Source organism: Micromonospora sp. NPDC049559 (genome assembly GCF_040676675.1).
Taxonomy (GTDB): domain Bacteria; phylum Actinomycetota; class Actinomycetes; order Mycobacteriales; family Micromonosporaceae; genus JBFAPK01.
This window is the reverse complement of sequence record NZ_JBFAPK010000002.1, coordinates 168,014-192,504: the sequence shown is the minus strand read 5'-3', so window position 1 is coordinate 192,504 and position 24,491 is coordinate 168,014. Positions and strand designations below refer to the sequence as shown.

Annotated in this window: 22 protein-coding genes; 9 read left to right on the top strand and 13 right to left on the bottom strand. The window is 75.1% G+C overall.

The genetic code is table 11. The annotated features are described in order from the left end of the window. Positions 1-75: 75 nt before the first annotated feature. From AB0J86_RS03985 to AB0J86_RS03975, 3 genes are all read left to right on the top strand, one after another. Positions 76-1,413, top strand: a complete 1,338-nt coding sequence (locus AB0J86_RS03985) for an SGNH/GDSL hydrolase family protein (protein WP_363852148.1) — start codon at positions 76-78, stop codon at positions 1,411-1,413. Positions 1,414-1,650: 237 nt separating this feature from the next. Further along, positions 1,651-1,944, top strand: coding sequence for a phosphopantetheine-binding protein (locus AB0J86_RS03980; RefSeq protein WP_363852145.1), 294 nt, complete (start codon positions 1,651-1,653; stop codon positions 1,942-1,944). Then, entirely contained in the window at positions 1,941-3,176 is a 1,236-nt protein-coding gene (locus tag AB0J86_RS03975) for a cytochrome P450 (RefSeq protein WP_363852142.1), read from the top strand. Before AB0J86_RS03980 ends, AB0J86_RS03975 begins: the two co-directional genes overlap by 4 nt. On the opposite strand, the gene AB0J86_RS03970 is transcribed toward AB0J86_RS03975, so the two are convergent. Both AB0J86_RS03970 and AB0J86_RS03965 read right to left on the bottom strand, forming a co-directional pair. Next, positions 3,142-4,617: an amino acid adenylation domain-containing protein gene (locus AB0J86_RS03970; RefSeq protein ID WP_363852139.1), complete on the bottom strand. Its 1,476-nt coding sequence runs from the start codon at positions 4,615-4,617 to the stop codon at positions 3,142-3,144. The genes AB0J86_RS03975 and AB0J86_RS03970 overlap by 35 nt on opposite strands. Further along, the gene (locus tag AB0J86_RS03965) at positions 4,614-6,053 is read right to left on the bottom strand and encodes a condensation domain-containing protein (RefSeq protein WP_363852136.1); all 1,440 of its coding nucleotides are present in this window, start codon (positions 6,051-6,053) and stop codon (positions 4,614-4,616) included. The genes AB0J86_RS03970 and AB0J86_RS03965 overlap by 4 nt, the downstream gene beginning before the upstream one ends. Before the next feature lie 225 nt (positions 6,054-6,278). Here AB0J86_RS03965 and AB0J86_RS03960 point away from each other — a divergent pair, with 225 nt between their 5' ends. From AB0J86_RS03960 to AB0J86_RS03950, 3 genes are all read left to right on the top strand, one after another. Continuing rightward, a complete protein-coding gene (locus tag AB0J86_RS03960) occupies positions 6,279-7,577 on the top strand; it encodes an MFS transporter (protein ID WP_363852133.1) in 1,299 nt (432 codons plus the stop codon). Between the two features lie 52 nt (positions 7,578-7,629). Beyond that, positions 7,630-9,411: a helix-turn-helix domain-containing protein gene (locus AB0J86_RS03955; protein ID WP_363852130.1), complete on the top strand. Its 1,782-nt coding sequence runs from the start codon at positions 7,630-7,632 to the stop codon at positions 9,409-9,411. A gap of 92 nt (positions 9,412-9,503) precedes the next feature. Then, complete coding sequence (locus AB0J86_RS03950) at positions 9,504-10,919, top strand: N-acetylmuramoyl-L-alanine amidase (RefSeq protein ID WP_363852127.1); 1,416 nt, start codon at positions 9,504-9,506, stop codon at positions 10,917-10,919. Between the two features lie 44 nt (positions 10,920-10,963). Here the strand turns inward: AB0J86_RS03950 and AB0J86_RS03945 are convergent, their stop codons facing one another. Continuing rightward, a complete protein-coding gene (locus tag AB0J86_RS03945) occupies positions 10,964-11,200 on the bottom strand; it encodes a hypothetical protein (RefSeq protein ID WP_363852124.1) in 237 nt (78 codons plus the stop codon). 98 nt (positions 11,201-11,298) lie between these two features. Between AB0J86_RS03945 and AB0J86_RS03940 the strand changes: the two genes are divergently transcribed. Both AB0J86_RS03940 and AB0J86_RS03935 read left to right on the top strand, forming a co-directional pair. Further along, positions 11,299-11,853, top strand: coding sequence for an aminoglycoside adenylyltransferase (locus AB0J86_RS03940; RefSeq protein ID WP_363852121.1), 555 nt, complete (start codon positions 11,299-11,301; stop codon positions 11,851-11,853). Positions 11,854-11,920: 67 nt separating this feature from the next. Further along, positions 11,921-12,559, top strand: coding sequence for a hypothetical protein (locus AB0J86_RS03935; RefSeq protein ID WP_363852118.1), 639 nt, complete (start codon positions 11,921-11,923; stop codon positions 12,557-12,559). Positions 12,560-12,675: 116 nt separating this feature from the next. Here the strand turns inward: AB0J86_RS03935 and AB0J86_RS03930 are convergent, their stop codons facing one another. The 8 genes from AB0J86_RS03930 to tnpA all read right to left on the bottom strand — a co-directional run bounded on the left by AB0J86_RS03930 (position 12,676) and on the right by tnpA (position 21,058). Then, positions 12,676-13,854, bottom strand: coding sequence for a low temperature requirement protein A (locus tag AB0J86_RS03930; RefSeq protein WP_363852115.1), 1,179 nt, complete (start codon positions 13,852-13,854; stop codon positions 12,676-12,678). Continuing rightward, complete coding sequence (locus AB0J86_RS03925; protein ID WP_363852112.1) at positions 13,854-15,014, bottom strand: low temperature requirement protein A; 1,161 nt, start codon at positions 15,012-15,014, stop codon at positions 13,854-13,856. The genes AB0J86_RS03930 and AB0J86_RS03925 overlap by 1 nt, the downstream gene beginning before the upstream one ends. A gap of 228 nt (positions 15,015-15,242) precedes the next feature. Further along, positions 15,243-16,298: a cytochrome c-type biogenesis protein CcmH gene (locus AB0J86_RS03920; RefSeq protein ID WP_363852109.1), complete on the bottom strand. Its 1,056-nt coding sequence runs from the start codon at positions 16,296-16,298 to the stop codon at positions 15,243-15,245. Between the two features lie 44 nt (positions 16,299-16,342). Further along, a complete protein-coding gene (locus AB0J86_RS03915; RefSeq protein WP_363852106.1) occupies positions 16,343-16,876 on the bottom strand; it encodes a TlpA disulfide reductase family protein in 534 nt (177 codons plus the stop codon). 167 nt (positions 16,877-17,043) lie between these two features. Next, positions 17,044-19,125 carry a cytochrome c-type biogenesis CcmF C-terminal domain-containing protein gene (locus AB0J86_RS03910; RefSeq protein WP_363852103.1) on the bottom strand — a complete coding sequence of 694 codons (2,082 nt, stop codon included), beginning with the start codon at positions 19,123-19,125 and terminating at the stop codon, positions 17,044-17,046. Then, positions 19,122-19,559, bottom strand: coding sequence for a cytochrome c maturation protein CcmE (locus AB0J86_RS03905; RefSeq protein WP_363852100.1), 438 nt, complete (start codon positions 19,557-19,559; stop codon positions 19,122-19,124). Before AB0J86_RS03905 ends, AB0J86_RS03910 begins: the two co-directional genes overlap by 4 nt. Beyond that, positions 19,556-20,473 carry a cytochrome c biogenesis protein CcsA gene (ccsA, locus tag AB0J86_RS03900; protein ID WP_363852097.1) on the bottom strand — a complete coding sequence of 306 codons (918 nt, stop codon included), beginning with the start codon at positions 20,471-20,473 and terminating at the stop codon, positions 19,556-19,558. Before ccsA ends, AB0J86_RS03905 begins: the two co-directional genes overlap by 4 nt. 138 nt (positions 20,474-20,611) lie before the next feature. Next, positions 20,612-21,058 carry an IS200/IS605 family transposase gene (gene tnpA / locus AB0J86_RS03895; RefSeq protein ID WP_363853022.1) on the bottom strand — a complete coding sequence of 149 codons (447 nt, stop codon included), beginning with the start codon at positions 21,056-21,058 and terminating at the stop codon, positions 20,612-20,614. On the opposite strand from tnpA, the gene AB0J86_RS03890 reads away from it, so the two are divergent. Further along, positions 21,058-22,302 (top strand): transposase, encoded by a 1,245-nt coding sequence (locus AB0J86_RS03890; protein WP_363852094.1) that lies wholly within the window; start codon positions 21,058-21,060, stop codon positions 22,300-22,302. The two genes, tnpA and AB0J86_RS03890, sit on opposite strands and share 1 nt — an antisense overlap. Before the next feature lie 13 nt (positions 22,303-22,315). Here AB0J86_RS03890 and AB0J86_RS03885 read toward each other — a convergent pair whose 3' ends face one another. Together AB0J86_RS03885 and AB0J86_RS03880 are read right to left on the bottom strand one after the other, a co-directional pair. After that, positions 22,316-24,142 carry a complex I subunit 5 family protein gene (locus tag AB0J86_RS03885; RefSeq protein ID WP_363852091.1) on the bottom strand — a complete coding sequence of 609 codons (1,827 nt, stop codon included), beginning with the start codon at positions 24,140-24,142 and terminating at the stop codon, positions 22,316-22,318. 1 nt (position 24,143) lies between these two features. Next, positions 24,144-24,491, bottom strand: a complete 348-nt coding sequence (locus tag AB0J86_RS03880; protein WP_363852088.1) for a sodium:proton antiporter — start codon at positions 24,489-24,491, stop codon at positions 24,144-24,146.

The following is a 24,491-nucleotide window of genomic DNA, read 5'->3' as shown; positions in this document are numbered from 1 at the left end:
CGGCGGTGTCGCGGCGGCGACGGTACCGGCTCGCCGCCGTCCACGCCCGGGTGCGCGGGCGCGAAGGAGCTGGGCATGGACCCGCACGACAGCACCGCGAAGACCGGCCCCTCCCGGCGGGAACTGCTGGCGCTCGCCGCCGGGGCCGCCGCCGGGGCGACGGTCGCCGCGCCGGCCACGGCCACGGCCGCCGCCGGGGCCGGCCGGGACGGACACCCGGCGGGCCGCTGGGTCGGCACCTGGGCCGCCGTGCCGACCACGGTGCCGCCCACGCAGGTGACGACCGTGGCCGACCAGACCGTCCGGCACGTCGTGCACACCAGCATCGGCGGCGAGGCGCTGCGGGTCCGGCTCACCAACGAGTTCGGCACGCTGCCGCTGGTCGTCGGCGAGGTACGCGTCGCCCGCCGCGCCGGCACCGGCGCGAGCACCGACACCCGGCCGGGCAGCGACCGCCCGGTGACCTTCGGCGGCCGGTCCGCCGCCACCGTCCCCGTGGGCGCGCCGCTGGTCAGCGACCCGGTCGATTTGCGCGTACCGGCCGGCGAGGAGCTGGTGATCAGCGTCTACCTGCCGGAACGCACCCCGGTCACGACGCTGGCCGCCTTCTCGTACCAGGAGAACGTGGTCGCGGCCGGCAACGTCACCGCCGCCCGCACCGTGACCCCGACGGCCACGGTCACCCAGGACTGGTTTCTCTCCGGCGTCAGCGTGCTGACCCGGGCGCGCGACGCCGCCGCGATCGTCACGCTCGGCGACTCCATCACCAACGGCGCCAACACCGAGGCCAACGCGAACCACCGCTGGCCGGACCTGCTCGCCCGGCGGCTGCGGGCCGCGCCCGGCCTGGCCGACCGGGGCGTGGTCAACCTCGGCGTCTCCGGCAACCGGCTGCTGCACGACCCGAACCCGCCGGCCGGCAGCGACGCCGAGGCGTACGCGGCGTACTTCGGCCACAGCGCGCTGCGCCGCTTCGACCGGGACGTGCTCGCCCAGCCGGGCGCCCGCCACCTGGTCGTCCTGCTCGGCGTCAACGATCTCGGCCACCCCGGCACCACGGCACCCGCGTCCGAGGTGGTCACGGCGGAGGAGATCATCGCCGGCCACCGCCAGCTCATCGCGCGGGCGCACCAGGCCGGGCTGCGCGTACACGGCGCCACGATCCTGCCGTTCAAGGGCGACACGCTCGGCTTCTACACGCCCGAGAACGAGCGCAAGCGCGCGACCGTGAACCGCTGGATCCGCACCGGCGGCGAGTACGACGGCGTCGTGGACTTCGACGCCGCCGTGCGCGACCCCGCCGACCCGCAGCGGCTGCTGGCCCGCTACGACAGCGGCGACCACCTGCACCCCAACGACGCGGGCATGGCCGCGATGGCCGACGCCGTACCGCTGCGCCTGTTCCGGGACTGACCGACCCGGGGCGCGGCCTCCCCGCCCGGCACGTGCCCGGGTCGCGGTTGCCGTCGGCCCGGGGTGCGCGACCACCGGACGGCCGAACAAGCCCGAACGCATGCGAACAGCGGGCCGCTTGCCGGCCCCGTACCCCGGGATCGACGCTGGAGCTGCGCCCGGGCCGCCGGCGAGGGGAGCTGGACCCTCCCGGCGGCCGTCCGGGCCCGGATCGAGTCGACGGGGGGTACCCGCGGGATGAGCAGCGTTTCCCGGGACGAGCTGGGCGTGGTCTCGCCCTACGTGGCACCCAGCCCGGGCGTGGAGTCCGAGCTGGCGGTGCTCTGGAGCAGCAAGCTGGGCGTCGCGCCGGTCGGGGTGCACGACGACTTCTTCGAACTCGGCGGCGACTCCCTGCTCGCGGCCGACCTGCTGATGGAGATGTACGACGCGCTCGGCGTCGAGGTGGACGCCGCCGTGCTGTTCCTGACGCCGACGATCGCCGACCTCGTGGCGGCATTGGGCGCCGGTTCCCGGGCGGACCTGCCGTGAGCCCGCTGCCCGCCGGGGACCTGGCCGGTACCGACCTCGACGGCGTGGACCTGGCCGACCCGCGGCTCTACGGCCGGGGCGAGCCGCACGCCGTGTGGCAGGCGCTGCGCGACCACCGGCCGGTCCACTGGCAGCCGGTCGCCGGTCGGGGCGGCTTCTGGGCTGTCACCCGCTACGCGGACGCCGAACAGGTGCTCACCGACCACGCCACCTTCACCTCCACCCGGGGCGTCTTCCTCAACATGCTGGGGCGGGACGAGCCCGCCAGCGACCAGCAGTTCGCCGCCAGCGACCCGCCGCGCCACGGCCGGATCCGCCGGCCGGTGCAGCGCGAGCTGACGGTACGGGCGGTGGCCCGGCACACGGAATCGCTGCGCGCCGACATCGTCCGGCTCCTCGCCCCGGCCCTCGACGGCGGTACCTTCGACCTCACCGAGGTCACCGGCGCGCTGCCGATGGCGGTGCTCGGCCCGCTGCTCGGCATCCCGGCGGCCGACTGGCCGCGGCTGGCCCGGCTGGTGGGGATGTCGGTGGCCGAGGCCGACCCGGGGTTCGTCCTGCCGGAGGGGGTCGAGGCGACGCTGCGGCGGGCGCACCGGGAACTCTTCGGCTACCTGCTGAACCTGGTCCAGGCGCACCGCCGTGAGCACCGGGGCGACCTGGTGGACGTGCTGGCGGGGACCACCGTGGACGGTTCGCCGCTGAGCGCCGGCGCGGTGGTGGCGAACTGCTACAGCCTGCTGCTGGGCGCCAGCGCCGCCATTCCGCACGTGCCGAACGGCGCGCTGCTCGAACTGATCCGCACCGGCCGGTACGCCGCCTGGGCCGACCGGCCGGAGCTGCTCGAATCCGGCATCGAGGAGGCGCTGCGCTGGACCGCGCCGGCGCGGCACTTCCTCCGCTGCGCCACCCGGGACACCCGGATCGGCGGGGTACCGGTGGCGGCGGGGGACGCCGTGGTCGTCTGGATCGGCGCGGCCAACCGCGACGAGCGGATCTTCCCGGACCCGCACGTCTTCGACCTGAGCCGCAGCCCCAACCGGCACCTCAGTTTCGGCGACGGGCAGCACTACTGCGTCGGGGCGCCCATCGCCCGGCTGGCGCTGCGGATCTTCTTCACCGAGCTGTTCGCCCGCTTCGCCTCGTTCGAGCTGACCGGCGAGGTCGAGTACGTCGAGTCGAACTGGCTCGGCGGGATCAAGCGGATGCCGGTGCGGGCGACTCTCCGCTGACCGCCCACCGGTTCAGCGCCCGCCGGTCCAGCTTGCCGTTCGGCTGGGTGGGCAGCGCGTCCAGCACGACGCAGCGGGACGGTACGGCCACCGCCGGCAGGCGGGTCCGCAGGAACGCCCGTACCGACCGGGGGTCCACCCGCCGCTCCGCCGGCACCACGAAGGCGACGAGCACCGTCGCGCCGCCGTCGCGCCCGGCCCGGCCGACCGCGCCCGCGCCCACCCCCGGACAGTCCGCCAGCGCCTGCTCGATCTCGGCCAGTTCGATCCGCACGCCGCCGAGCTTGAGCTGGTCGTCCCGGCGGCCGTGGAAGCGCAGCAGGCCGTCCGGGCCGACCCGGGCCAGGTCCCCGGTCGCGTACGCCCCGGCGCCGGTGGCCACCCCCGGACCCTCGATCCAGATCTCCCCGATCTCGCCGGCCGGCACCCGCGCGCCGTCCGCCGCCCGCAGCGTGACGCTGGTACCGGGGATCGGCGCGCCGATCGGCACGGTGGGCCCGGCGGCGTCGGCCGGTACGCACCGGTGCACCGTGCTCCAGACCGTGCACTCGGTCGGCCCGTACTCGTTGTGCAGGGCCACGTCCGGCAGGACCTCGAAGTGCCGCGCCACCAGCGCGGGCGGGCAGCTCTCACCCGCCACCACGACGGTGCTCAGGTTCGCCAGGCCGCTGGGATCGCCGGAGCGCAGCAGCAGCGCGTACAGGGACGGAACCATGAGCAGGTGGGTCGGGCGGTGCCGGAGGGCCGCCCGCCGTACCGCGACCACGTCCGCCGGGCGGTCGGTCGGGATCACCAGACAACCGCCGCTGGCCAGGGTCCAGAAGATGCCCGCCACCGAGCTGTCGAAGGCGATCGACGAGCAGAGCAGGAAACCGCTCACCGGTTCCGGGTAGTAGGCCAGGCGGGCCGCCGTGGAGTACGCCAGCGCGGCCGACGGTACGGTCACCGGCCGGGGTTGCCCGGTGGTGCCGCTGGTGAAGTAGGTGTACGCGTCGGGTCCCCGGTGGACGGGGCCGGATGGCCGGTCGCCACCGGCCGGGAAGCCGAGGTCGACCGTCCGCCACGGCCCGGGCACCGCGGCGACGCCCGGCTCGACCAGCGCCAGCGCCGCGCCGCTGAGCCGGTACGTCCGCTCCCGTCGCTGTTCCGGGAAGGCCGCGTCCACCGGCACGTACCGGCCGCCGGCGCGCAGGACGGCGAGCATGGCGACCACGGCCCAGCCGGAGAGGCGGGCGTGCACGACCACCGGGGCGCCGTCGGTGAGCCCCGCGCCGCGCAGCACGGCCGCCGCGTGCCGGGTGAGCCGGTCGAGTTCCCCGTAGCTCAGCGCGATCGACCGGTCGAGCAGGGCCGGGGCCGCCGAGTCGGGCCGCAGCCGCGGTTCCAGCAGGTCGAGAATGTGCGGCGGGGCCGTGAGGGGCGGCCCGGTCAGCGCGGTCACGGCCGGACCAGGCGATCGAGCCGATCGGCGTAGCGGAGCGCGAGCCGGTCGACCGTCTCGGGGCGGAACAGGTCGGCGCGGTAGCGGATCGTGACGTCGTAGCCGCCGTCGGCGTCCTGTTCGAGCCAGACCGCGAGGCCGTTGACCGGCAGCACCGGCCCGCCCAGCGGCAGTCCGGCGGGCAGTCGCACCGGCCGGTAGGCCAGTGGCCCGGACGACCGCAGCGGTGGCAGCTGGATGACCTCGAACTGGGCGCTGACCGGACCGCCGGGGGCGAAGAAGCGCGCCGTCTCGGGCACCCGCGCCAGCAGCTCCGCCAGCGGCAGCTCCCGGGCGTACGCGGTCGCGAAGGCGGCGTGCACCCGGGCGAGCGCCTGCCTCGGGTCCGGGTCACCGGCGAGGTCGACCCGGACCGGTAGCACGTTCATGAACAACCCCACCCGGTCCCAGTCGGCCCGGCCCCGCCCGTACGTGAGCACCGGCACCGCCAGCTCGGTGGCGCCGGTGAGCTCGGCCAGCGCGCCCGCGAAGGCGCCGAACAGCAGCACGAACGGGGTGGTGCGCAGCCCTCGCGCGGCCGAGCGCAGGCGGGGCTCGGTCACCGGCACCGGGAAGCGCTCCTCCTCGGTGCGCGCGGGTCCACCCGGAGCGGCCTCCGGCAGCGGCAGCGCGGGCAGCCGCGCCAGTTCCCGCCGCCAGAACTCCAGCACCTCCTCCCTCGGCGCGGCGCGCGAGGCCGGGGGCGCCGTCGGGCTGCCCGACTGTTTCGTCGCTGGCGTGGCCGGGACGGGCGGCGTCCCCGGTGGCGTAGCCGGCACCGACTGCGTCCCCGAAGGCGTGGCCGGGACCGGCGGCGCGTCCGGGGCACGTTCGGCGAGCCGTTGCCCGTACGCCTCCATCAGGTCGGCGACGAGGATCCGCATGGACCACGGGTCGGCGACGGTGTGTTGGGCCAGCAGCACCAGGGTCGCCGTGGCCGCGTCGGCGTGCGAACCGTGGGCGTGCGCACCGTGGGCGTCCGCACCGTCGGCGTGCGCACCGTCGGCATCCGCACCGTGGGTGCCGCCCGGCGCCGCCGCCGGCCGGGCCAGGAACGCCCAGAGCAGTGGGACGCTGTCGGCGGGGTAGCGGCCGGCGACGATCGTGTCGATCAACCGGTCCGGCGGGCACTCCACCAGCGGTACCGGTGCGGCTTCCCCGGTCCGCCGGCGCACCGGCGCGCCACCGTCGCGTACGGTCGCGGTACGCAGCGCCTCGTGCCGTACGACCAGTGCGTCCAGCGCCTCGCGCAGCGCCGGCACGTCGATCGGGCCCCGCAGCTCGTACGCGCCGACGGCGACGAACCGGGGGCCGCGGACCAGCTTCGGGTCGACCTGCTCCACCCACTCCAGCAGCGCCTGCGCCGGGGACGGCGGAACGGTGGGCAGCGGGTGCATGATCTCCTCCAGCGGGGCGGTCCGGCAGGGATCGGCGGGCCGTACCCGCCCTCGTCACCAGTCTGCGGACGAGGCCGGCCGAGGCACAGCGGACCGAGCAGGCCCGAACGGATCCGAACGACCTCGAACGCCCGGCCGGCGCCCGTGCCGCCCGATCGTGGATACGGTCTGCACCGGGCGTCGTCGTGGAACCGGCGGCGGGCAGTTCCGGACGGGGAGACGGTGGTGACCGAGCGGGCCGCGACGTACCGGCAGGTCTTCGCGGTGCGCGAGTACCGGCACCTGTTCGCGGCGTACCTGCTCTCCCTGGTCGGTGACCAGCTCACCGCCGTCACCGTCGCCTACGTCGTCTTCACCGGCACCGGCTCGGCCACGCTCGCCGCGGCGGCGTACGCCAGCTCCTACCTGGCCTGGCTGACCGGCGGGCCGCTGCTCACCGGCCTGGCCGACCGGTTCCCCCGGCGGCGGATCCTGATCGTCTGCGACGTGGCCCGCGCGCTGCTCATCCCGCTGGCGGCGCTGCCGGGCCTCGCCGCGCCCGCGCTGGTGCTGCTCCTCTTCGTGGTGAACCTGCTGCGACCGCCGTTCGTGGCCGCGCGGGCGGCGTTGCTGCCGGAGGTGCTCGACGGCGACCGCTACCCGGTGGCCAACGGCCTGGACAACACCTGCGCCCAGGTGGTCCAGGTGGTCGGCTTCGCCGCCGGGGGAGGGCTCGTGGCGGTGCTGTCGCTGCGCGGTGCGCTGCTGGTGGACGCGGCCACCTTCCTGGTCTCCGCGCTGCTGATCGCGCGGGGCGTCCGGCCCCGGCCGGCGCCCGCGCCGCCGCCAGCGGCCGCCGCCGACCCGGCGACCGACGGCGGCGGAGCGGCCGGTTCCGGCCGCAGCGACGGACTGCGGGCGGTCGCCGCCGACCCGCGGCTGCGCGCCTACGTCCTCGTCCTCTGGACCGCCGCCACCTTCACCTACGCCGCCGAGGGGCTGATGGCGCCGCTGGCCCGCCAGTACGGCGCCGGCGCCGGCACGGTGGGGCTGCTGCTGGCCGCGGCGCCGTGCGGGATGGCGCTCGGCGCGGTGGCGCTCACCCGGTTCTGCCCGCCGGCGGCCCGGCCGCGCCTGATCCTGCCGCTGGCGGTCGGCTCGGCCGGGGTGCTGACCGTCGTCTGGCTGGTTCCACCGCTCTGGCTGGTGCTGGTGCTGCTCGTGCTCGCGGGCGCCGCGAGCGCCTTCGCGGTCCCGCTCAACGCCCTGTTCGGCCGCGCGGTACCGGCGCGGTTCCGGGGCCGGGCCTTCGGGGTGGCCATCACTGGACTCAGTGGACTCCAGGGCGCCGGGATGGTCGCGGCCGGCCTGGCCGCCGACCACTGGCCGGCCACCACCGTGATCGGGTTCAGCGGTCTCTGCGGGGCCGGGCTGGTCCTCGCACTGACCCCGCTCTGGCCGCGCGGGGAGGCGCCGCACATGGGTGAGCACGCGGGGACGGCGGTGCCCGCGGCGGCCTCGCTATCGTCGGACGCGTCCCGATAGACCCGCTTCCGCCCAGCCCGGGCGTGGCGGATGACATCTGACGTGGAGGACCATGACGGCCTCCGACTTCGGCGTCGATCCGACCGCCGCGACCGGCCCGGAACAGTACGTCGCGCTGCTGCGCCGGGTTCGCGTCCAGTCCGGCCTCACCTACCGGGCCATCGCCCGGCGGGCGCAGCGCGACGGGAAGGTGCTGCCGCCCAGCACGCTCGCGACCATGCTGGGCCGGCCGACCCTGCCGCGGCGCGACCTGGTCTCGGCGATGCTGCGCGCCTGCGAGGTGCCACACGACCGCGCGGTGGTGTGGCTGGCCGTCTGGTCCCGGCTCGCCGCCGCCCGGTCGGCCGCCTACCCGCGGCGGCGGCCGGCGGCCGGAGGTACCCCGGTCGAAGCGCCCCGCGCGCCGCAGCGGCACGAACGCGCCCCGCTGCCGCGCGCCACCGCCGGTGGCGGTCCGTCGGCCGGCGCGGTCACCGCCGCCGCGCCGACGGCGTACGGCGAGCGCGCCGCGGTGCTGCGGCTCGTGCCCGGCGAACGAACGGTCGGTCCGTCGGGGGCCGGAGAGCGAACGGTCGGCCCGGCCGGTGCCGGCCGTGGCCGGGTCCCGGGGGCGCGCCCGCCGCACCCGCGCCGATCGTCCGGGGCCGACCCGCACCGGGCCGGCGCGGACCCGCACCGGCTCCGGGTCGGGGTGCGCCGGGGCGAGGACGGGTGGGCGCCGCCCGTGCCGTACCAGCTGCCGCCCGCGCCTCCGTTGCTGGTCGGCCGGGAAGCGGAGATCGAACGGCTGGCCGGGGCGGTGGCCACCGACGGTGCGGTCTGCGTGGTCGAGGGCGCCGGCGGGGTCGGCAAATCGGCGCTCGCCCTGCACGTCGCCCACCGGATCGCCGGCCGGTACCGGGGCGGCTGCCTCTACGTGGACCTGCGGGCGGCGTACGGGGTACCGCCCGTGCCCGGTGCCGGTCTCCTCGCGGCCGGTGCCGGCCTCCCGATGGCGGGGCCGACGGAGGTGCTGCACCGCCTCCTGCGGGCGCTGGGCGTTCCGGCCGGGGCCGCGTCGCCGGACGAGGCGTCCGCCCTGCTGCGGACGTGCACGGCCGGGCGCGGGGTGCTGGTGCTGCTGGACAACGCCACGTCGGCGGCGCAGGTCCGTCCGCTGCTGCTCAGCGGGCCCGGCTGCGCCACGATCGTGACGAGCCGGCCGGCCCTCGCCGACCTCGACGCGACGGCGCGCGTCCACCTGGCCCCGCTGCCGCACGACGCCGCGCTCGACCTGTTCGCCGAACTTGCCGGAGCCGACCGGGTGGCGGCCGAGCCGGCCGCCGCCGCGACGGTGGTCCGGGCCTGCGGCGGGCTGCCGCTGGCGCTGCGGATCGTCGGGGCGCGGGCGGCGGTCCGGCTGGACGCGCCGCTCGTCGCGCTCGCCGAGCGGATCGCCGACGAGGCGCGGCGGCTGGACGTCCTCCAGCTCGGTGACCTGTCCGTACGGGCCAGCCTGGACCTCGCGTACCGGGCGTTCGCGGAGGCGGCGGAGGAGGAGCCCCGGCGCGCCGCCCGGCTCTTCCGGCTCGCCGCGCTGCCGGACTGGACACACCTGACGCCGTACGGCTGCGCGGCGCTGGTCGGGCTGCCGCCGTGCGTCGCCGAGCGGGCGCTGGACGCGCTGGCCGACGCGCACCTGGTGGAGCCGGCCGGCGGCGGCCGGTACCGGTTCCCCGACCTCGTGCGGCTCTACGCGCGCGAGCGGGCGGAGCTGGTGGACGCCCCGTCCGAGCGGGAGGAGGCGCTGGCCCGGCTGCGGCGGATGAAGGAAACCTTTACGCCGAGGCGGTAGGTCGCAATCTCTCGACATCGATGAACTTCAGCGGGTACGGTACGCCCACATCCCGGGTCCGGGACCTTTCGCGCACTCTCGGAGGAGTGATCGTGACCACTCGGTTCCCCCGGCGCCGCACCGTCCGCCCGCTCGGCGCCGCCGCCCTGATCATGACCGTCGCCCTGTCCGGCCAGCCCGCGTTCGCCGCGCCGGCGGGTAGCGCCGACCACCCCGGCCCGCTCGCGGTCGCGGATCCCGCCGGCCCGCTCGCGGTCGCGTTCGCCGGTGCGGCGGCCCGGTACGACGTGCCCCGCGACCTGCTCGTCGCCCTCGGCTACGCGGAGACCCGCCTGGACGGGCACGGCGGCGCGCCCAGCGCGTCGGGCGGCTACGGGCCCATGCACCTGACCAGCAACCCGAAGGTGCGCACCCTGGACGAGGCGGCCGCCCGTACCGGCCTGAACCGGGCCGCGCTGCGCACCGACCCGGCCGCCAACATCACCGGCGCCGCCGCCGTGCTGCGGTCGTACGCCGACGCGGCCGGCCTGACCGCCGCCCAGCGCGCCGACCTCGCCCACTGGTACGGCCCGGTGACCCGCTACGGCGGCGCCACGGACCCCGCGGTCGCCCGGCTCTACGGCGACACCGTCTACGACCTGCTCGCCGCCGGCCTCCGCACGCCGGACGGCGCCGTCACCGTCACCGGGCGACCGGTCGCCCCGAGGCGGGGAGCGTTGACCGGGGTGGCGGCGCTCGGCTCGGGCGGCGTCGGCACCATGAGCACCGACTACGGGCCGGCCGCGTGGGCGCCCGCCTACTCGGGCAACTACACGGTGGCCAACCGGACCAGCGACTACCGGATCAACTACGTGGTCATCCACGTCACCCAGGGTTCGTACGCGGGCTCGATCAGCTGGTTCCAGAACCCGTCCTCGCAGGTGAGCGCCCACTACACCGTGCGCTCCTCCGACGGCGCGATCACCCAGTCGGTACGGGAGAAGGACATCGCCTGGCACGCCGGGAACTGGACCTACAACACCCAGTCGATCGGCATCGAGCACGAGGGATACGTCGACAACCCCAGCTGGTTCACCGACGCGATGTACCGCGCCTCCGCCGCGCTGACCCGCAACCTGACCAGCAAGTACGGCATTCCGAGGGACCGGGCGCACATCATCGGGCACGTCGAGGTCCCCGGCGCCACCCACACCGACCCGGGTCCGAACTGGAACTGGACGTACTACCTGCAACTGGTCAACGGCGTCACCGGGATCGGCGCGGGCACGGTGACCACCGGCGGCGGTTCGCTCAACATCCGTTCCGGTCCGGGCACCGGCTACGCCGTGGTCGGCAGCGCCACGAACGGTACGGGCGTCAGCGTCTACTGCCAGGCCAACGGCACGACGGTGACCGGCTACTACGGTACGAGCAGCGTCTGGGACAGGATCGGTACGGACCGCTGGGTCTCCGACACGTACGTCAACACGGGCGGCGGGGGCTTCCTCCCGGGCGTACCCCGCTGCTGATTCCCGTCACCCGGCGGCGCCCGAGGTCACCCGGCGGCGCGGGGTCAGGCGCGCCGCTCCCGCCGGCCGACGCCCTGACCGTGATACAGACCGGCGTCCGTTTCCGGGTCGTTCGGGTCGGACAGTTTCGTGTCGACCGGTTCGCCCGTCGGTTGGTCGGCTCCGACCCAGCGGAGCGCGCCGACCAGTTCGTCGTGTGACATCCGGTCGGCTCCGGGCACGTTCGCCCCGCGCGCGATGGCGCGCAGCGTCGCGAGGTCCAGATCCGCGTACGACTCCATGCCGCGAGGTTCCCGCCCCTGACCGGCGGAAACCTCGCCGCACCGGCGCGGCCCATATCGCTCGACCCGGGCAGCCGGCGGCTCGTACCGTTCCCCCCGTGGATACGGAACGCGCCGAGCGGCAGCTGCGGCTGATCGCCGAGGTGGTGCGGCTGGCCGGGGAGCTCAACGTCCGGGTGTGGCTGCGCGGCGGCTGGGCGATGGACTTCTTCCTCGGCGAGGTCACCCGCGACCACGTCGACGTCGACTGGTTCGCCTGGGCGCACGACGCGGCGGTGCTGCGCGCCGCGCTGCTCCGGCACGGCTACCGTCCGCTGGACGGGCCGCCGCCGGAGCAGCAGCTCGACCTCGTCAAGGAGGGCGAGGAGCTGAGCTTCGCCTGGCTGGCCGAGGACGGTCCGGGCCGGGTGGTGGTCGGCGGCGGGCCCTGGGCCGGGCAGCCCTGGCCGGCGGGGATGCTCGACGGTACGACCGGCCGGATCGGGCGGCAGGTCTGCCCCGTCGTCAGCCCGGCGGCGCAGATCGAGATCAAGAGGATGATGCCGGTCTGGGTTCCGGGCCGCCCCCGCCGGGAGAAGGACGCGGCGGACATCGCGCGGCTGGAGCGGGCGCTCGGCCCCTCCCGTACGGCGTCCGGGCGCGTACCCGGGTAAACCCCGGCCCCGGATCCGGGTTTTCTCCGATGGCTTCTCGGCGGCCGGTGCGGCGAGCATCTGACGCATGGCGAAGCGGTGGCGTCAGCTCACGGTGTGGCTGCACATCCTGACCTCGGTCGGCTGGATGGCGCAGGCCATGACGCTCTGCGTGCTCCTCTCCGTCGGCCTCGCCACGGACGACGCCGTCGTGCGCGACGCCGCGACCGCCATGGCGCTGCGGGTCGACGGTCGCCTGGTCGGCCCGATGGCCGACGCGTCGGCGTTCACCGGAATCATGCTGGCGGCCGCCACCCCGTGGGGCTTCTTCCGGCACTGGTGGGTACTGGTCAAGTTCGGCATCACCGTCGTGCAGCTCTACCTCGGCATCTTCGTGCTCTCGCGAGTGCTCGAGGACTCGGTCACGGCGGGGCCCTCGGCCGCGCAGGTCGTCGGTACGGGGCTGATGGCGAGCGCGATCGCGTTCCAGGGATGGCTCTCCGTGGCGAAGCCCTGGGGTACCGTCCGCGGCCGGCCGCGCGTCGCCGGGGGTACCGGTCCGAAGTGGGTGTTCGTCGCGACGGTCCTGGGCGGCCTCGCCGATCTGGTGCTCGCCTTCGTCGTCGGCCACCCGTTGCCGCTGCTCTCCCTGGTCCTGCTCGTCGTCGGCCTGTCGCGCCGGCCGCGCTGGGCGGGCGCCCGCGCGACGCGACCGGTCCGGGCGTGAGTGCCCGGGCGCGTGCCGGCGAGTGGTTCCGCGCGTACCGGCCCGACCTGCTGGGGAAGTAGGCGCCTGACGGCCTGGGCGCGTTTCACAAGGCGGCCGGTCCTCGTGAAACGGGCCTAGCCCGGGGCCGGCGTGGAAGCCGGCGTCCGGACCCGCGCGAGACTGAGGACCAGGCAGAAGTGCACCGCGACGACGAGGCCGGCCACGACCAGCAGGGGCATGTCGAACAGCGCCGGCGTCAGGCCGACGACCACGACCAGGGCGACGGGACCGCGCCACGGCCGGCGCGCCTCGAACATCAGTATGCCGAAGAGCGTCCGGCCTATCGCGTGCAGGGCGAACCCGCCGACGACGACCAGCGTCCAGGAGTGCGGCGGGTCGCCGACCGGCTGACGGACGAGCATCTCGTTGCCGACCGCCGTGACGGCCACTCCGGCGATCATGAGTCCGTGGCAGTACGCGGCGGTGACGGCGGTCCGGGGATGCGTCTTGTTGACGATCGTGCCGAGGCTGTTCCCGTACGGCAGGAAGTAGCTCCAGAGCAGCAGCAGCGTACTGGCGAAGGTGAGGGCGAAGGCGACGGTGCGGAAGTAGTCGAAGCCGGCGCCGCTGTAGACGAGCCCGCTGACCAGCAGCGGTGCGCCCAGGGAGATGATGTAGATCTCGCGGTACCGCTCCGCGATGTGCTCGCCGACGACGCGCAGGTACTCCACCGGCAGGCGGCCCAGCCCCGGTACCGGCCAGCCGAACCAGGCGCTCGCCCCGTCGATGACGATCGCCACCGCCCAGAGCGCCAGCCGTGGCGACGCGGGCAGCAGGGCTCCGATCAGCCACGGGACGGCGGAGACGCCGAACCAGATCATCACCCGTGCCGAGCGGGCCTGCAGCGGGTGTCCCCGCAGGGCGGGCAGGATCACCAGGCCCCGGCCGAGGTGGATCGCCGTGTACGCGCCGGCGAAGAGGAGACCGTGGGACCCGTAGGCGTTGGGTACGGCGGCGGCCATCAGCAGGCCGGCGAACATGATGCCGATGATGAGGCGTTGCAGGTACGGCTCGTCCGGGTTGAACCAGTCCGTGGACCAGGCCGTCGCGATCCACACCCACCAGACCGCCGCGAACAGCACCAGCGTCTCGGTGATGTTGAGCAGGGTGAGCTCGTCCAGTACCCGTTGCGCGACGCGGGTCAGCGCGAAGATCATGGCCAGGTCGAAGAAGAGTTCGTGGAACGAGATCTCGCGCGGATTCCGGCGCTTTCGCAACAGCCGTTCCAGCCGCCGCTGCCGGGGATCGGCCATCACGACACGCGGAGCCGGGCCCGGCGCCGGATCCTGCGGTAGGCGAGGACCACGGCGAACAGCACGAGGTTCACCACGACCGCGACGGCCAGCGTCGGCAGCGCCAGCAGGCCGGGCGCGGCGGCGGCGAGGACCAGCATCCCGCCCGGCGCCCGCCAGGCCGGCTGCCGGAACACGATGAGCGCGTAGACGGTGCGTCCGGCGAGGTAGACGAACGCGCCGGCGATGACGGCGGCCGGCCAGGCCGCGCGGGGCTCGCCGAGGGGGTGGCCGATCAGGACCTCGTCGCCCATCGCGGTCACCACGATTCCGGCGATCATGAGGCCGTGCGCGTAGGAGGCGAAGATCGCCACGTGGGGTGGTCGGCTGTTGAGGGTGCGCGCGAGGTCGACGTCGCGCGGGAGGAAGTAGATCCACAGCATCAGCACGGCGTTGGCGAACGTGATGGCGAAGGCCAGCGTCCGGCCCCAGTCGAGCCGGCTCTGGCTGTAGGCGATTCCGCTGGCGAGGATCAGTTCCCCGAGGCCGACGATGAAGACCTGGCGATGCCGCTCGGCGATGTGGTCGCCGGTCACCCGCAGGTGCTCGCGTACGTTGCCCAGCCCGGGTACCGGCCAGCCGAGGCCCGCCCCCACGTAGTCGACCACGATCGCCACCGACCAGCAGACCAACCGCCACGGCGCGGGCAGGAACGCCCCCACGAGCCACGGAACCCCACCGCCGGCGAACCAGATCGCGGCGCGCGCCGAGCGGGTCTGCAACGGGTGCCCCCGCAGCACGTACATGATCGCCAAATGCCGCCCGACGTGGGAGAGGACGTACGCGCTGGCGAAGACGAGGCCGTGTCCGTCGAAGGCCCTGGGTACGGCGGCGGCCGCGAGCAGCCCTACGAACATCAACACGCTGATGATCCATTGCAGCGCCGGCTCGTGCGGGTTCAACCAGTCCGCGGTGCGGGACGCGGCCACCCAGATCCACCAGACCGCCGCCAGGAGAATCAGCGTCTGCACGCTGTTATCCGCGCTGAAATCCTCCAGCAGTCGCCGCGTCAGTTGGGTGAGCGAGAAGATGATGGCCAGGTCGAAGAAGAGTTCGAGAAAGGAGATCTCACGCGGGCGTTCCGGCTTTCTGAGCAGCCGTTCTACCCTTTTCTCCGTCACCGGTCATCCGCCTCGCTGATCCTGTCGCCGGGTATTCGTATTCGTACCATGGCGGAAGGACGCGCGGATCGTTACCGGTGGACGGCCGGTATCGCAGAACGGGCTCGACGCGCCGAGAGAATGGCGACGCGTGGGCGGACTGTCGGTGCGCCGAGCGATTGTCGACGGATCCGGGAATGGCGTGAGACCTTCTCGGTTCTGCCCGGGATGCGCGAGGCGCCGGGGGTCCTACCCGAGCAGGCGGCGTACCTCGGGCGCGGCGGGATGCTCCGGGGCGAGCACCAGGAACCGGCGCAGCGGCTCCTCCGCGTCGCGCCGGCCGCCCGCCCGCCGGGCTAGGCCCAGCATCAGCAGCGCGTCGGGCGCGTCGGGGCGGCCGGCCAGCACCTCGGCGGCGAGCCGTTCGGCCCGGTCGACCTCGCCAGAGCGGATAAGCGTGAACGCCAGCCGGAGGCGGACCTCGTCGGCCGGCCGCTGCTCCAGCACATCGCGGTAGATCTCGGCCGCCGCGTCGTACCGGCCCTGTTCCTCCATGGACCGGGCGAGGACGAGCCGGTCCGCGACCGGGTCGCCCGTCCGTCCCGCGACCGGTTCCGTGGCCGCCCCGGTCCCGGCCCGGCCGGGCAGGTACGGCCGGGCCACGGCTACGCCGCCGACGAGGACGAGCAGGCACGCCGCGGCGGCGTACCAGACCCGGCCGCTCGCACCGCTCCGTCCCGCGCGGACGGAGGATCCCGCTCCGGTACCGGGTCGCTCCGGCGCGGGCCGCGCGCCTGCCGATGTGGTGCCGTCCGCCGTGGCGCATGCCGCTGTGGTGCCTGCCGCCGTGGCACCGTCCGCCGTGGTGCCGCCCGCGACCGGGCGGGCGCGGCGGGCGGCGCGTACCGCCGGCGGCACCGCGCCGGCGAGCAGCGCCAGCGCCGGCGCCGCCCAGAGCAGCAGCCCGGGTCCGCGCGCCGGCGGCGCCGCGAGCACCTCGGGGCCGTAACGCTCCACCAGGTACGCCCGCACCTGCTCGGGGCTGCGTCCCTGGGCGAACTGGCCGCCGATGGCGTCGCGCATCGCGGCGGCGATCGGGGAGCGCGAGTCGGCGACGGACTCGCCCTGGCAGGCCGGGCAGCGCAGCTCGGCGGCGAGCCGCCGGGCCGGGTCGGTGTGGCTCTCCGTACGGGCCGACCGCCAGAGCCCGGCCGCCGCCGCGAGCAGCAGCACGGCCAGCGCGAGACCGGCCGCGAACCGGCGGGCCGTCGCGGCGCCGGTGAGAGCGCGGGGGCGACTCGTCACGGCCCCGATGCTCGTCACGGCACCGACGAGCGCGCGGCGGGGCGTCACGGCGCCAGCAGCGGGGCGAGCCGCTGGTCGAGCCAGCCGGCGGTCACCGGTCCGGCCACCCGCTGCGTGACGCGCCCATCGCGGTCCACCAGGAACGTCTCCGGTACGCCCCGGGCGCCCCAGTCGACGGCCGTCGCTCCGGCCGGGTCGGGCAGCACGGTCAGCTCGGTGCTGCCGGTCTCGGCGAGCAGGACCCGTACCGCCTCGGGGCTGTCGCGCACGTCCACCCCGACCACCCGCAGGCCCCGGTCGGACCAGCGCCGTTGCGCGGCGGCGAGCAGCGGCAACTCGTCCCGGCACGGGCCGCACCAGGAGGCGAAGAGGTTGACCAGCACCACCCGGCCGTGCTGGGCCGCGAGATCGAACGGCTCGCCGGCGAGGGTGTGTCCGGCGAGCGGTGGCGCGGGCCGGCCGACCGTGCTCGTGCCCGCGCTGCCGCCGTCGTGGCCGGTTCCCTCCCGGACGGTCGCGGTGAGGGCGAGCCCGAGGGCGACCACCCCGAGCAGCGCCAGCAGCGCGATCCCCGGCACCCGGCGCCGGTAGAACGAGAGCGGGACCAGGGGGCGGCCGGGCGGTCGCGGGACCAGGAGAGGGCCGGGCGGTCGCGGGACCCGGCGGCGGTCGGGTGGTCGCGGGACTTGGCGGCGGGCGCGGAGCGGGGCGCGGAGCCCGCGTGCCGGCCACCGGCGGAGGCCGCTCACCGCGGTCCCGTCCGGAGCGTCGCGCCCTCCGCCCGGTCCGGTGGGCCCGGTTCGGGCACCCCCGTCCGCCGGAGCGGTGGACGACCCAGCGCCGGCCGGGGCGGTCGCGGTGCGCCCCGGCGGCGCCCGGCCGCGAGCAGCCCGCCGAGCGCGGTGAGCGCCGCACCGGCCCAGATCAGCCGGACCATCGGGTTGACGGCCAGCCGGATCGTGGCCGACCCGCCGTCGGCCGAGACCGCGACCACGGTGGCGTACGTGTCGCGCAGCGGGCCGCCGCGGATCGCGGGAACGCTGACGGCCAGGTCCCGCCGCGGGTAGTAGAGCAGCGCCGGTACGGCCGGGCGCTCCGGCCGGCCGGCGACCGAGACCGCCAGCCGGGCGCGTACCCGCATGGCGTTGCCGTCCGTGCTCCGGTCGACCGCGACCAGGCGGGCGCTCGCGTCGCCGACCCGGACCGACTGCCCCACGGCCAGCTCGCGTTCCGCCGAGGCGGGGTACGCCGACGAGGCGGTCACGCCGATCGCGACGAGTGCGATCCCGGCGTGGGCGAGCGGCCCGCCGAACGCGCGCCGCCGGCCCCACAGCCCAGCGAGGCGGCGCCGGGGGTCCTGCCGGCCGCGCCGTTCGCCGGGCAGGGCGGCGCGGGCCGTCTCGGTCAGGGCGGCGGTCAGGCTGCCGGCCGTGGCGGTCAGGGCGAAGGCCGCGCAACCGAAGGCGGCCAGGGCCATCGGTCCGGGACGGCTGGCCAGCCCGACGACGGCGACGGTCGCCAGCGCCGCGCCGGCCGGTACCGCGACGCGCCGGACCGGCCCGGGACGGTCGTGCCCCGGTCGGGGTGCCAGACCCATCAGCGCGAGCAGCGCGATCACCAGCGGCACCACCGTCCGGTCGAAGTAGGCGGGGCCCACCGCCGCGCGGGTGCCGGTCACCGCCTCGACCACGGCCGGGAAGAGCGTGCCGACCAGCAGCACGGTCGCGCTGCTCGTGAGCAGCAGCCGGTTACCCAGCAGCGCCGCGCCCCGGGACGCCAGCGCCGGGGCGGGCGGCTGGGCCTCCGGCGGCGGGTACGGCCGTTCGGCCCGCCAGCCGATCAGCACCACGGTGCCGGTCGCGGCGACCAGCGTGAAGCCGAGCAGCATCGGCCCGAGCGCGGACTCGGTGAAGGCGTGCACGCTCTCCACCACCCCGGAGCGGGTCAGGAACGTGCCGACCAGCACGAGCAGGAAGCTGGCGGAGGCGAGCGCCGCCGGCCAGGCGCCGCCCCGGCCGGCCCGCCCGGAGCGGATCACGTGCAGGAATGCGGTGCTGGTGAGCCAGGGCAGCAACGAGGCGTTCTCCACCGGGTCCCACGCCCAGTAGCCGCCCCAGCCGAGCACCGCGTACGACCACCAGGCCCCGAGGGCGATGCCGGCGGTGAGCAGGGCCCAGGCGCGCAGCGTCCAGGAGCGGGCGGCGGGGATCCACGCCGTGCCGCTCCCGCCGGTGACCAGCCCGGCCAGGGCGTACCCGAAGGGCACCACCAGCCCGAGGTAGCCGGCGTAGAGCAGCGGCGGGTGCAGCCCCATGGCCGGGTGCTGTCGCAGCAGCGGGTTCGGGCCGGGTCCGTCGGCGGGCACCGGGTGCACCGCCTGGAACGGGTTGGCCGCGAAGTAGCTGAGGGCGAAGAAGAAGACCGCCACGGTACCGACGACCGTCATGGCGTACCGGTGCGGGCGGGGATCGCCGGCCGGGGCGGTACGGCCGAGCAGCGCGGCGTACCCGCAGAGGATCAGCAGCCAGAGCAGCAGGGACCCGTCCAGGGCGGACCAGAGACTGGTCACCGTGTAGAAGGTCGGCACCTGCCGGCCGCCGTTCTCGGCGACGAACCGGATGCCGAGGTCGTGCCGCAGCAGCGCCCACTCCAGCGCACCGCAGGCGAGCGCCGCGGCGAGCAGGCAGGCGCCGGTGGCGAGCCGCGCCGCGCGCACCGCGCTCCGGGGCGCGTCGGGGGCGAGCGCCAGGCGGAGCCAGAGCAGCGTGGCGGCGACCGACGCGGCGACGCCGGCGCCGAGCGAGACCGCGCCGAGCTGTCCGGTCATCCGGCGGCCCGTGGGCCGGCGATCGCGCCGGACCGGTCGGCCGGCGGGGTCGGGCCGGCGGGGCGGTACTCGTTGCCGTGCCGGACGAGCAGCCGCTCGGAGCGGAAGACGCCGTCCGCCCCGAGGACCCCCTCGACGACGGCGTCCTGTCCCTCGCGGAACGTCTCCGGGGGCGCGCCGTGCTGCCGTACCGTGATCTGCTCCCCACCCGCGGCGAGCCGGAACACCGTCTGCGCCCCCTCGTGCCGGACCGAACCGGGCACGACGGCGCCGGCCAGCCGGGTCGTGGCGTGCCGGGCCTCGGGGTCGGCGCGTACCTCGGCGGGCGTGCGGTAGTAGGTGAGGGTGCCGCGCAGCCCGCCGTACGCGAGCAGCCCGGTACCGGCGAGCACCGCCGTGGCCAGGGTCAGCCGGGCCCGGGTCGGCCGGATCACCGGCCGCCCGCCACGACCGTCGACGCGGCGCCGGCCGTCCGGGGGAGATTGGCCGCCGCCGGGGTGCCGACCACCGGCGGGATGCCGGTCCCCGGTGCGACGTCGACCACCGGCGGACCGTCGGTGGCCGACCCCGGGCGGCCGGGCGCCGCCGCGTCCGCGCTCTCCTCGATCGCGGCGAGGCGGCGGAGGAAGACCCAGAACGCGGTGCTGGTGACGGCGGCCAGGCTGAGCAGCAGCGCCGCCGCCATCAGCGCGTCGATGGGCGGCCGGTGCGGGGCGAGGACCGTGGCGGGCTGGTGCAGCGAGCGCCACCAGACGACCGAGAAGTGCACCACCGGCACCAGCGCGAAACCGGCGATGCCGGCGAGGGCGGCCCAGCGGGCGGCGCGGTGCGCGTCCGGCCCGGCCGGGTCACGGTGGCGCCCGGCCTCGGCCACGGCGTCGCGCAGGGCGAGCTGTCCGATGTAGACGATCAGCAGCAGGGCGGTGCTGACCAGCCGTGGGTCCCAGGCCCACCAGGTGCCCCAGACGGCCCGTCCCCAGAGGGCACCGACGGCGATGGTGATCGCGGTCAGGGCGACGCCGATCTCCGCGGCGACCCGTGCGCACCGGTCCCAGCGCAGGTCACCGGTGCGCAGGTAGCCGGCGCCGCCGACCAGCACCGCGCCGAAGGCCAGGTAGGCGGTCCAGGCCGCCGGGACGTGCAGGTACATCAACCGTTGCGCCCCGCCCTGCACCGCGTCGGCCGGGGCGAGCAGCAGGCCCGCCGGGACCGCGCCGCCCGTGAGTCCGGCGGCCAGCCAGCCCACGGTACGGCGGTCCGCCGCGGCGCGCGCCGGACCGGTGAGCGGGGTACGCGGTACCGGGCCGGGCCGGGCGGAGGAGCGCTGGGTCCCTCGACGATTCACCACTCGCCCATGATGCCGGAAATCATGGCTTATGTTCCTGAAGTGGCGGAAAATGCGTCGGACTAGTCCCCGCGCTACCAGAATGCGGGCCGGTGCTCTGGCCTTCAGGCCGGGGGGTGAAGGCCCGTGTTGGGAGGGCGGCTAGGCCCGGGCGGTGCCTTGGCCTGGGCGGTTCTGCTGCTCGATGTACTGCTTCACGACGCTGCGCGGTGCCCCGCCGACGGAGCCGGCGAGGTACGAGCCGGACCAGAGTTTGTTGGCCTGGTAGTAGTGGCGTGCGAGGTCGGGGAATTCTTGTCGCAGCCGTCGCGAGGACACGCCCTTGAGGCTGTTGACCAGCCTGGCTACCGCCACCTTGGGTGGGAAGTTCACCAGCGGGTGGACGTGGTTGTTCTCGCCGTTGAACTCGACCAGCTTCGCCTCGAAGTCGCGGCACACGTCCCGCATGATTGCCTCCATGCGCGTCAGGTGCCGGTCGGTGAACACCTTGTGTCGGACCTTCGTGACGAAAACCAAGTGGACGTGCATCGCGAAAACACAGTGTCTACCAGTGTGTATGTCTTCAAGCTCTGAACCAACATGGCACAGTGACTGTCGTGCAGCTGCGGTACCAGTTTCGCGTGTACCCGACGCCCCGCCAGCAGATCGAGCTGGCCAGGGCGTTCGGGTGCGCGCGGGTAGTGTTCAACGACGGACTCAGGCTACGCCGGCAGGCCCGGGAGGCGGGTGAAAAGTACATCTCCGACGGCGAGTTGTCCCGCCAGATCATCACCGAGGCGAAGCTGACGCCGCAGCGTGCGTGGCTGGGCGAGGTGTCGGCGGTGGTGTTGCAGCAGGCCCTTGCGGACCTGAACACCGCCTACCGCAACTTCTTCGCCTCTGTCACCGGCAACCGCAAGGGCCGCAAGATCGCACCGCCACGGTTGCGGTCCCGCAAGGACAACCGGCAGGCCATCCGGTTCACCAGGAACTCACGGTTCAAGGTCCTCGACAACGGTCGTCTGCGGCTGCCGAAGATCGGCGACCTTGCGGTGCGTTGGTCGCGCACGTTGCCGTCGGACCCATCCAGCGTGGCGATCATCAAGGACGCGGCCGGTCGGTACTTCGCCTCGTTCGTCGTGCAGGCCAGCCAGGACGAGACGCTGCCGCCGGTCGACTCCGAGATCGGCATCGACCTGGGCTTGACTCACTTCGCGGTCATGTCCGACGGCACGAAGATAACGGCGCCGAAGTTCCTGCGCCGCGCGGCCCGCAAGCTCAAGCGGTTGCAGCAGGACCTGTCCCGCAAGCAACGCGGGAGTCAGAACCGCAAGAAGGCCGTCGTCAAGGTCGCTCGCGCCCACGCGCGGGTGGCCGACACCCGGCGGGACTGGCAGCACAAGCTGTCCACGGCGATCATCCGCGAGAACCAAGCGATCTACGTCGAGGACCTGTGCGTTGTCGGTCTCGGCCGGACCCGGCTCGCCACGTCGGTGCACGACGCGTGCTGGGCCAGCTTCACCGCCATGCTGGAGTACAAGGCGGCCCGGTACAGGCGCACCTTCGGCAGGGTGGACAGGTTCTTCCCGTCCACCCGCATGTGCTCGCAGTGTGGCCGGATCAACGAGAAGATGGCACTCAACGTCCGAGCGTGGGACTGTCCCTGCGGAGCAGCCCACGACCGGGACGTGAACGCGGCACTGAATGTGTTGGCCGCCGGGCAGGCGGACAACGGAAACGACCGTGGAGCGCAGGTAAGACCGGGACTCGTCCCGGCACCGCGCGGCGAAGCGGTAACCCACCCGGACGCCGCGTGTTCCACACGCAGCGTGGAGGGAATCTCCGCCCTTTAGGGCAGAGAGGATGTCAAAGCAGGGGCACTCCGACGAGGGCGGCCAGCAGCGCGGCACCGAGGAACAGCCACGCGACGTAGTCCCCGACGTGGCCCGAGTGCAGCCGCCGCAGCAGCAGCATGGGCCCGTCGAGCCGGGCCAGCGCGGCCCGGGCGGGCCCCGGACGCAGGAAGAGCGCGGCGATGGCGAGGGCCAGGGCGGCCGAGAGCAGCCCCAGCAGCACCCCGGCCGGGCTCCAGCCGACGGCGGGCGCGGCGGAGGTGCCGGCCGGGCGCGCCCCGGACAGCACCTGGCCCAGGTACCCGTCGCGGTCCGTGAAGAGCTCGGCGCCGCGGCTCGCCCCGGCGGCCAGCGCCGGCACCACCCCCACCGCCGCGCCGCCGGCCAGCAGCAGCCCGATCGCCAGCAGCATCGTGACCGGGGTACGGGACGGACGGCTCTCGGTCTCCGACTCCCGCGCGGCGCCGGTGGCCTGCTCCGGGTGCGCCGCGCTGGGTCGGCGCCCCCGGCCGAGGAAGATCCGTACGCCGGCCCGGAGCACGGCCCCGCCGGTGGCCGCCGAGACCAGCACGAAGACCGCGACGAGCCAGGGGTGGCCGGCGGCCTCGGCCGCCTCCTCCGCGACCGCCTTGCCCAGTCCCGGTCCGGCCGGGGGCAGCCCCGCCAGCGCCAGGCCGCCGAGCAGGAAGTACCAGGTGCCGGTGTTGCGCCAGCCGCCGCCCCGGCCGTAGAGCTGGCCCTCGTCGAGGGTCTGGAACCGGCTCAGCAGCGCCCCGGCGACCAGGAAGAGGGCGCCCTTCACGCCGGCGTGGCCGAGCACGTAGAGGGCGGTGCCGGCGACGGAGTCGGGATCGCCGATCGCCACGCCGATCAGGAAGAGGCCGACGTGCGCGATGGTGGAGTACGCCAGCAGCCGCTTGAGGTGCCGCTGGCCGAGGCACATGACGCTGCCCAGCACGGCGGTCAGCACGCCGAGGGTCAGGAACGCGGGCCGCACCGCCGACGCCGGGACGGTCGCCGCGAAGACCGTGGTGTGCACCCGGGCCACCGCGTAGACACCCAGCTCCACCATGACGCCCGACATCAGTACGCAGACCGGCGTCGGCGCCACGGCGTGCGCGTCGGCGAGCCAGAAGTGCAGCGGCACCATCGCGGCCTTGACCAGGAAACCCGTGAGCACCAGGACGAACGCGGCGACCACGAGCCCGTCCGCCGGGCGTCCGGACAGCGCGGCGCCCAGCGGTGCGAGGCCGAGCTGGCCGGTACGCGCGTAGAGCAGCCCGATCCCGGTCAGCATCAGGTACGCCCCGAGCGAGTTCACCACCGCGAAGTTGAACCCGCCCTGCACCGAGTCCGGCTCCTCGATGCGCAGGCCGGTCAGCGCGTACGCGGCGGCCCCCATCAGCTCGAAGAAGACGAACATGTTGAACAGGTCGCCGCTGAGCGCGAAGCCGGTCATCCCGGCCAGGAAGAGCAGCATCAGCGCCTGGTAGTGGGCCTCGGCGTCCTCCAGGTACCGGTAGCTGTAGAGCAGCGCGCAGCAGCTCAGCAGGGCGGCCAGGCAGGCCAGGCCGGCGCCGAACGGGTCGGCGACCAGCACCACGCCGACCGAGACGCCCTCGCGCGGGCGCCACCCGCCGGCCCACTCCACCGCCCGTCCGCCGACCGTGGCCGCGACCAGGGCGCTCGTCAGGGTGGCGACGACGACGGCGGTACCGATGGCGAAGACGTCCACGGCCGGGCGCGGCACCCGTTCACCGGCCACCAGCACCAGACCGGCGGCGACGATCGGCAGTACCACGGCCAGCGGCGCCAGCCCGCTCAGCGACTCGGGCCGCACCTCAGCCCCGCAGGCTCTGCAACCGGTCCGGGTCGACCGTGCGGTGGGTCTTGTCCACCTGGATCGCGAGCGCCAGCAGCAGCGCGGTGACCGTCGCCGAGACGACGATGTCGGTGAAGGCGAGGGCCTGCACGACGGGGTCCACCACCGGGAGGCTGACCGGCGAGCCGGGGCTGAAGACCGGGGCGGGGGCGTCCCACTGGTAGCCGACGGCGAGCAGCAGCACGTACGTGCCGGACTGCGACACCGACAGGCTGACGGCGGTGTGCACCAGGTTGTGGCTGCGGACGATGCCGAGGGCCCCGACGAGGACCAACCAGCCGGCGACGCCGTACGCCAGCACCCGCAC

Bases quoted from the DNA above. Each gene is read 5' to 3' on its own strand.
- AB0J86_RS03965 (WP_363852136.1), bottom strand. From the start codon at position 6,053: ATGCACCCGCTGCCCACCGTTCCGCCGTCCCCGGCGCAGGCGCTGCTG.
- AB0J86_RS03955 (WP_363852130.1), top strand. From the start codon at position 7,630: ATGACGGCCTCCGACTTCGGCGTCGATCCGACCGCCGCGACCGGCCCG.
- AB0J86_RS03980 (WP_363852145.1), top strand. From the start codon at position 1,651: ATGAGCAGCGTTTCCCGGGACGAGCTGGGCGTGGTCTCGCCCTACGTG.
- AB0J86_RS03930 (WP_363852115.1), bottom strand. From the start codon at position 13,854: ATGGCCGATCCCCGGCAGCGGCGGCTGGAACGGCTGTTGCGAAAGCGC.
- AB0J86_RS03945 (WP_363852124.1), bottom strand. From the start codon at position 11,200: ATGGAGTCGTACGCGGATCTGGACCTCGCGACGCTGCGCGCCATCGCG.
- AB0J86_RS03935 (WP_363852118.1), top strand. From the start codon at position 11,921: ATGGCGAAGCGGTGGCGTCAGCTCACGGTGTGGCTGCACATCCTGACC.
- AB0J86_RS03910 (WP_363852103.1), bottom strand. From the start codon at position 19,125: ATGACCGGACAGCTCGGCGCGGTCTCGCTCGGCGCCGGCGTCGCCGCG.
- AB0J86_RS03985 (WP_363852148.1), top strand. From the start codon at position 76: ATGGACCCGCACGACAGCACCGCGAAGACCGGCCCCTCCCGGCGGGAA.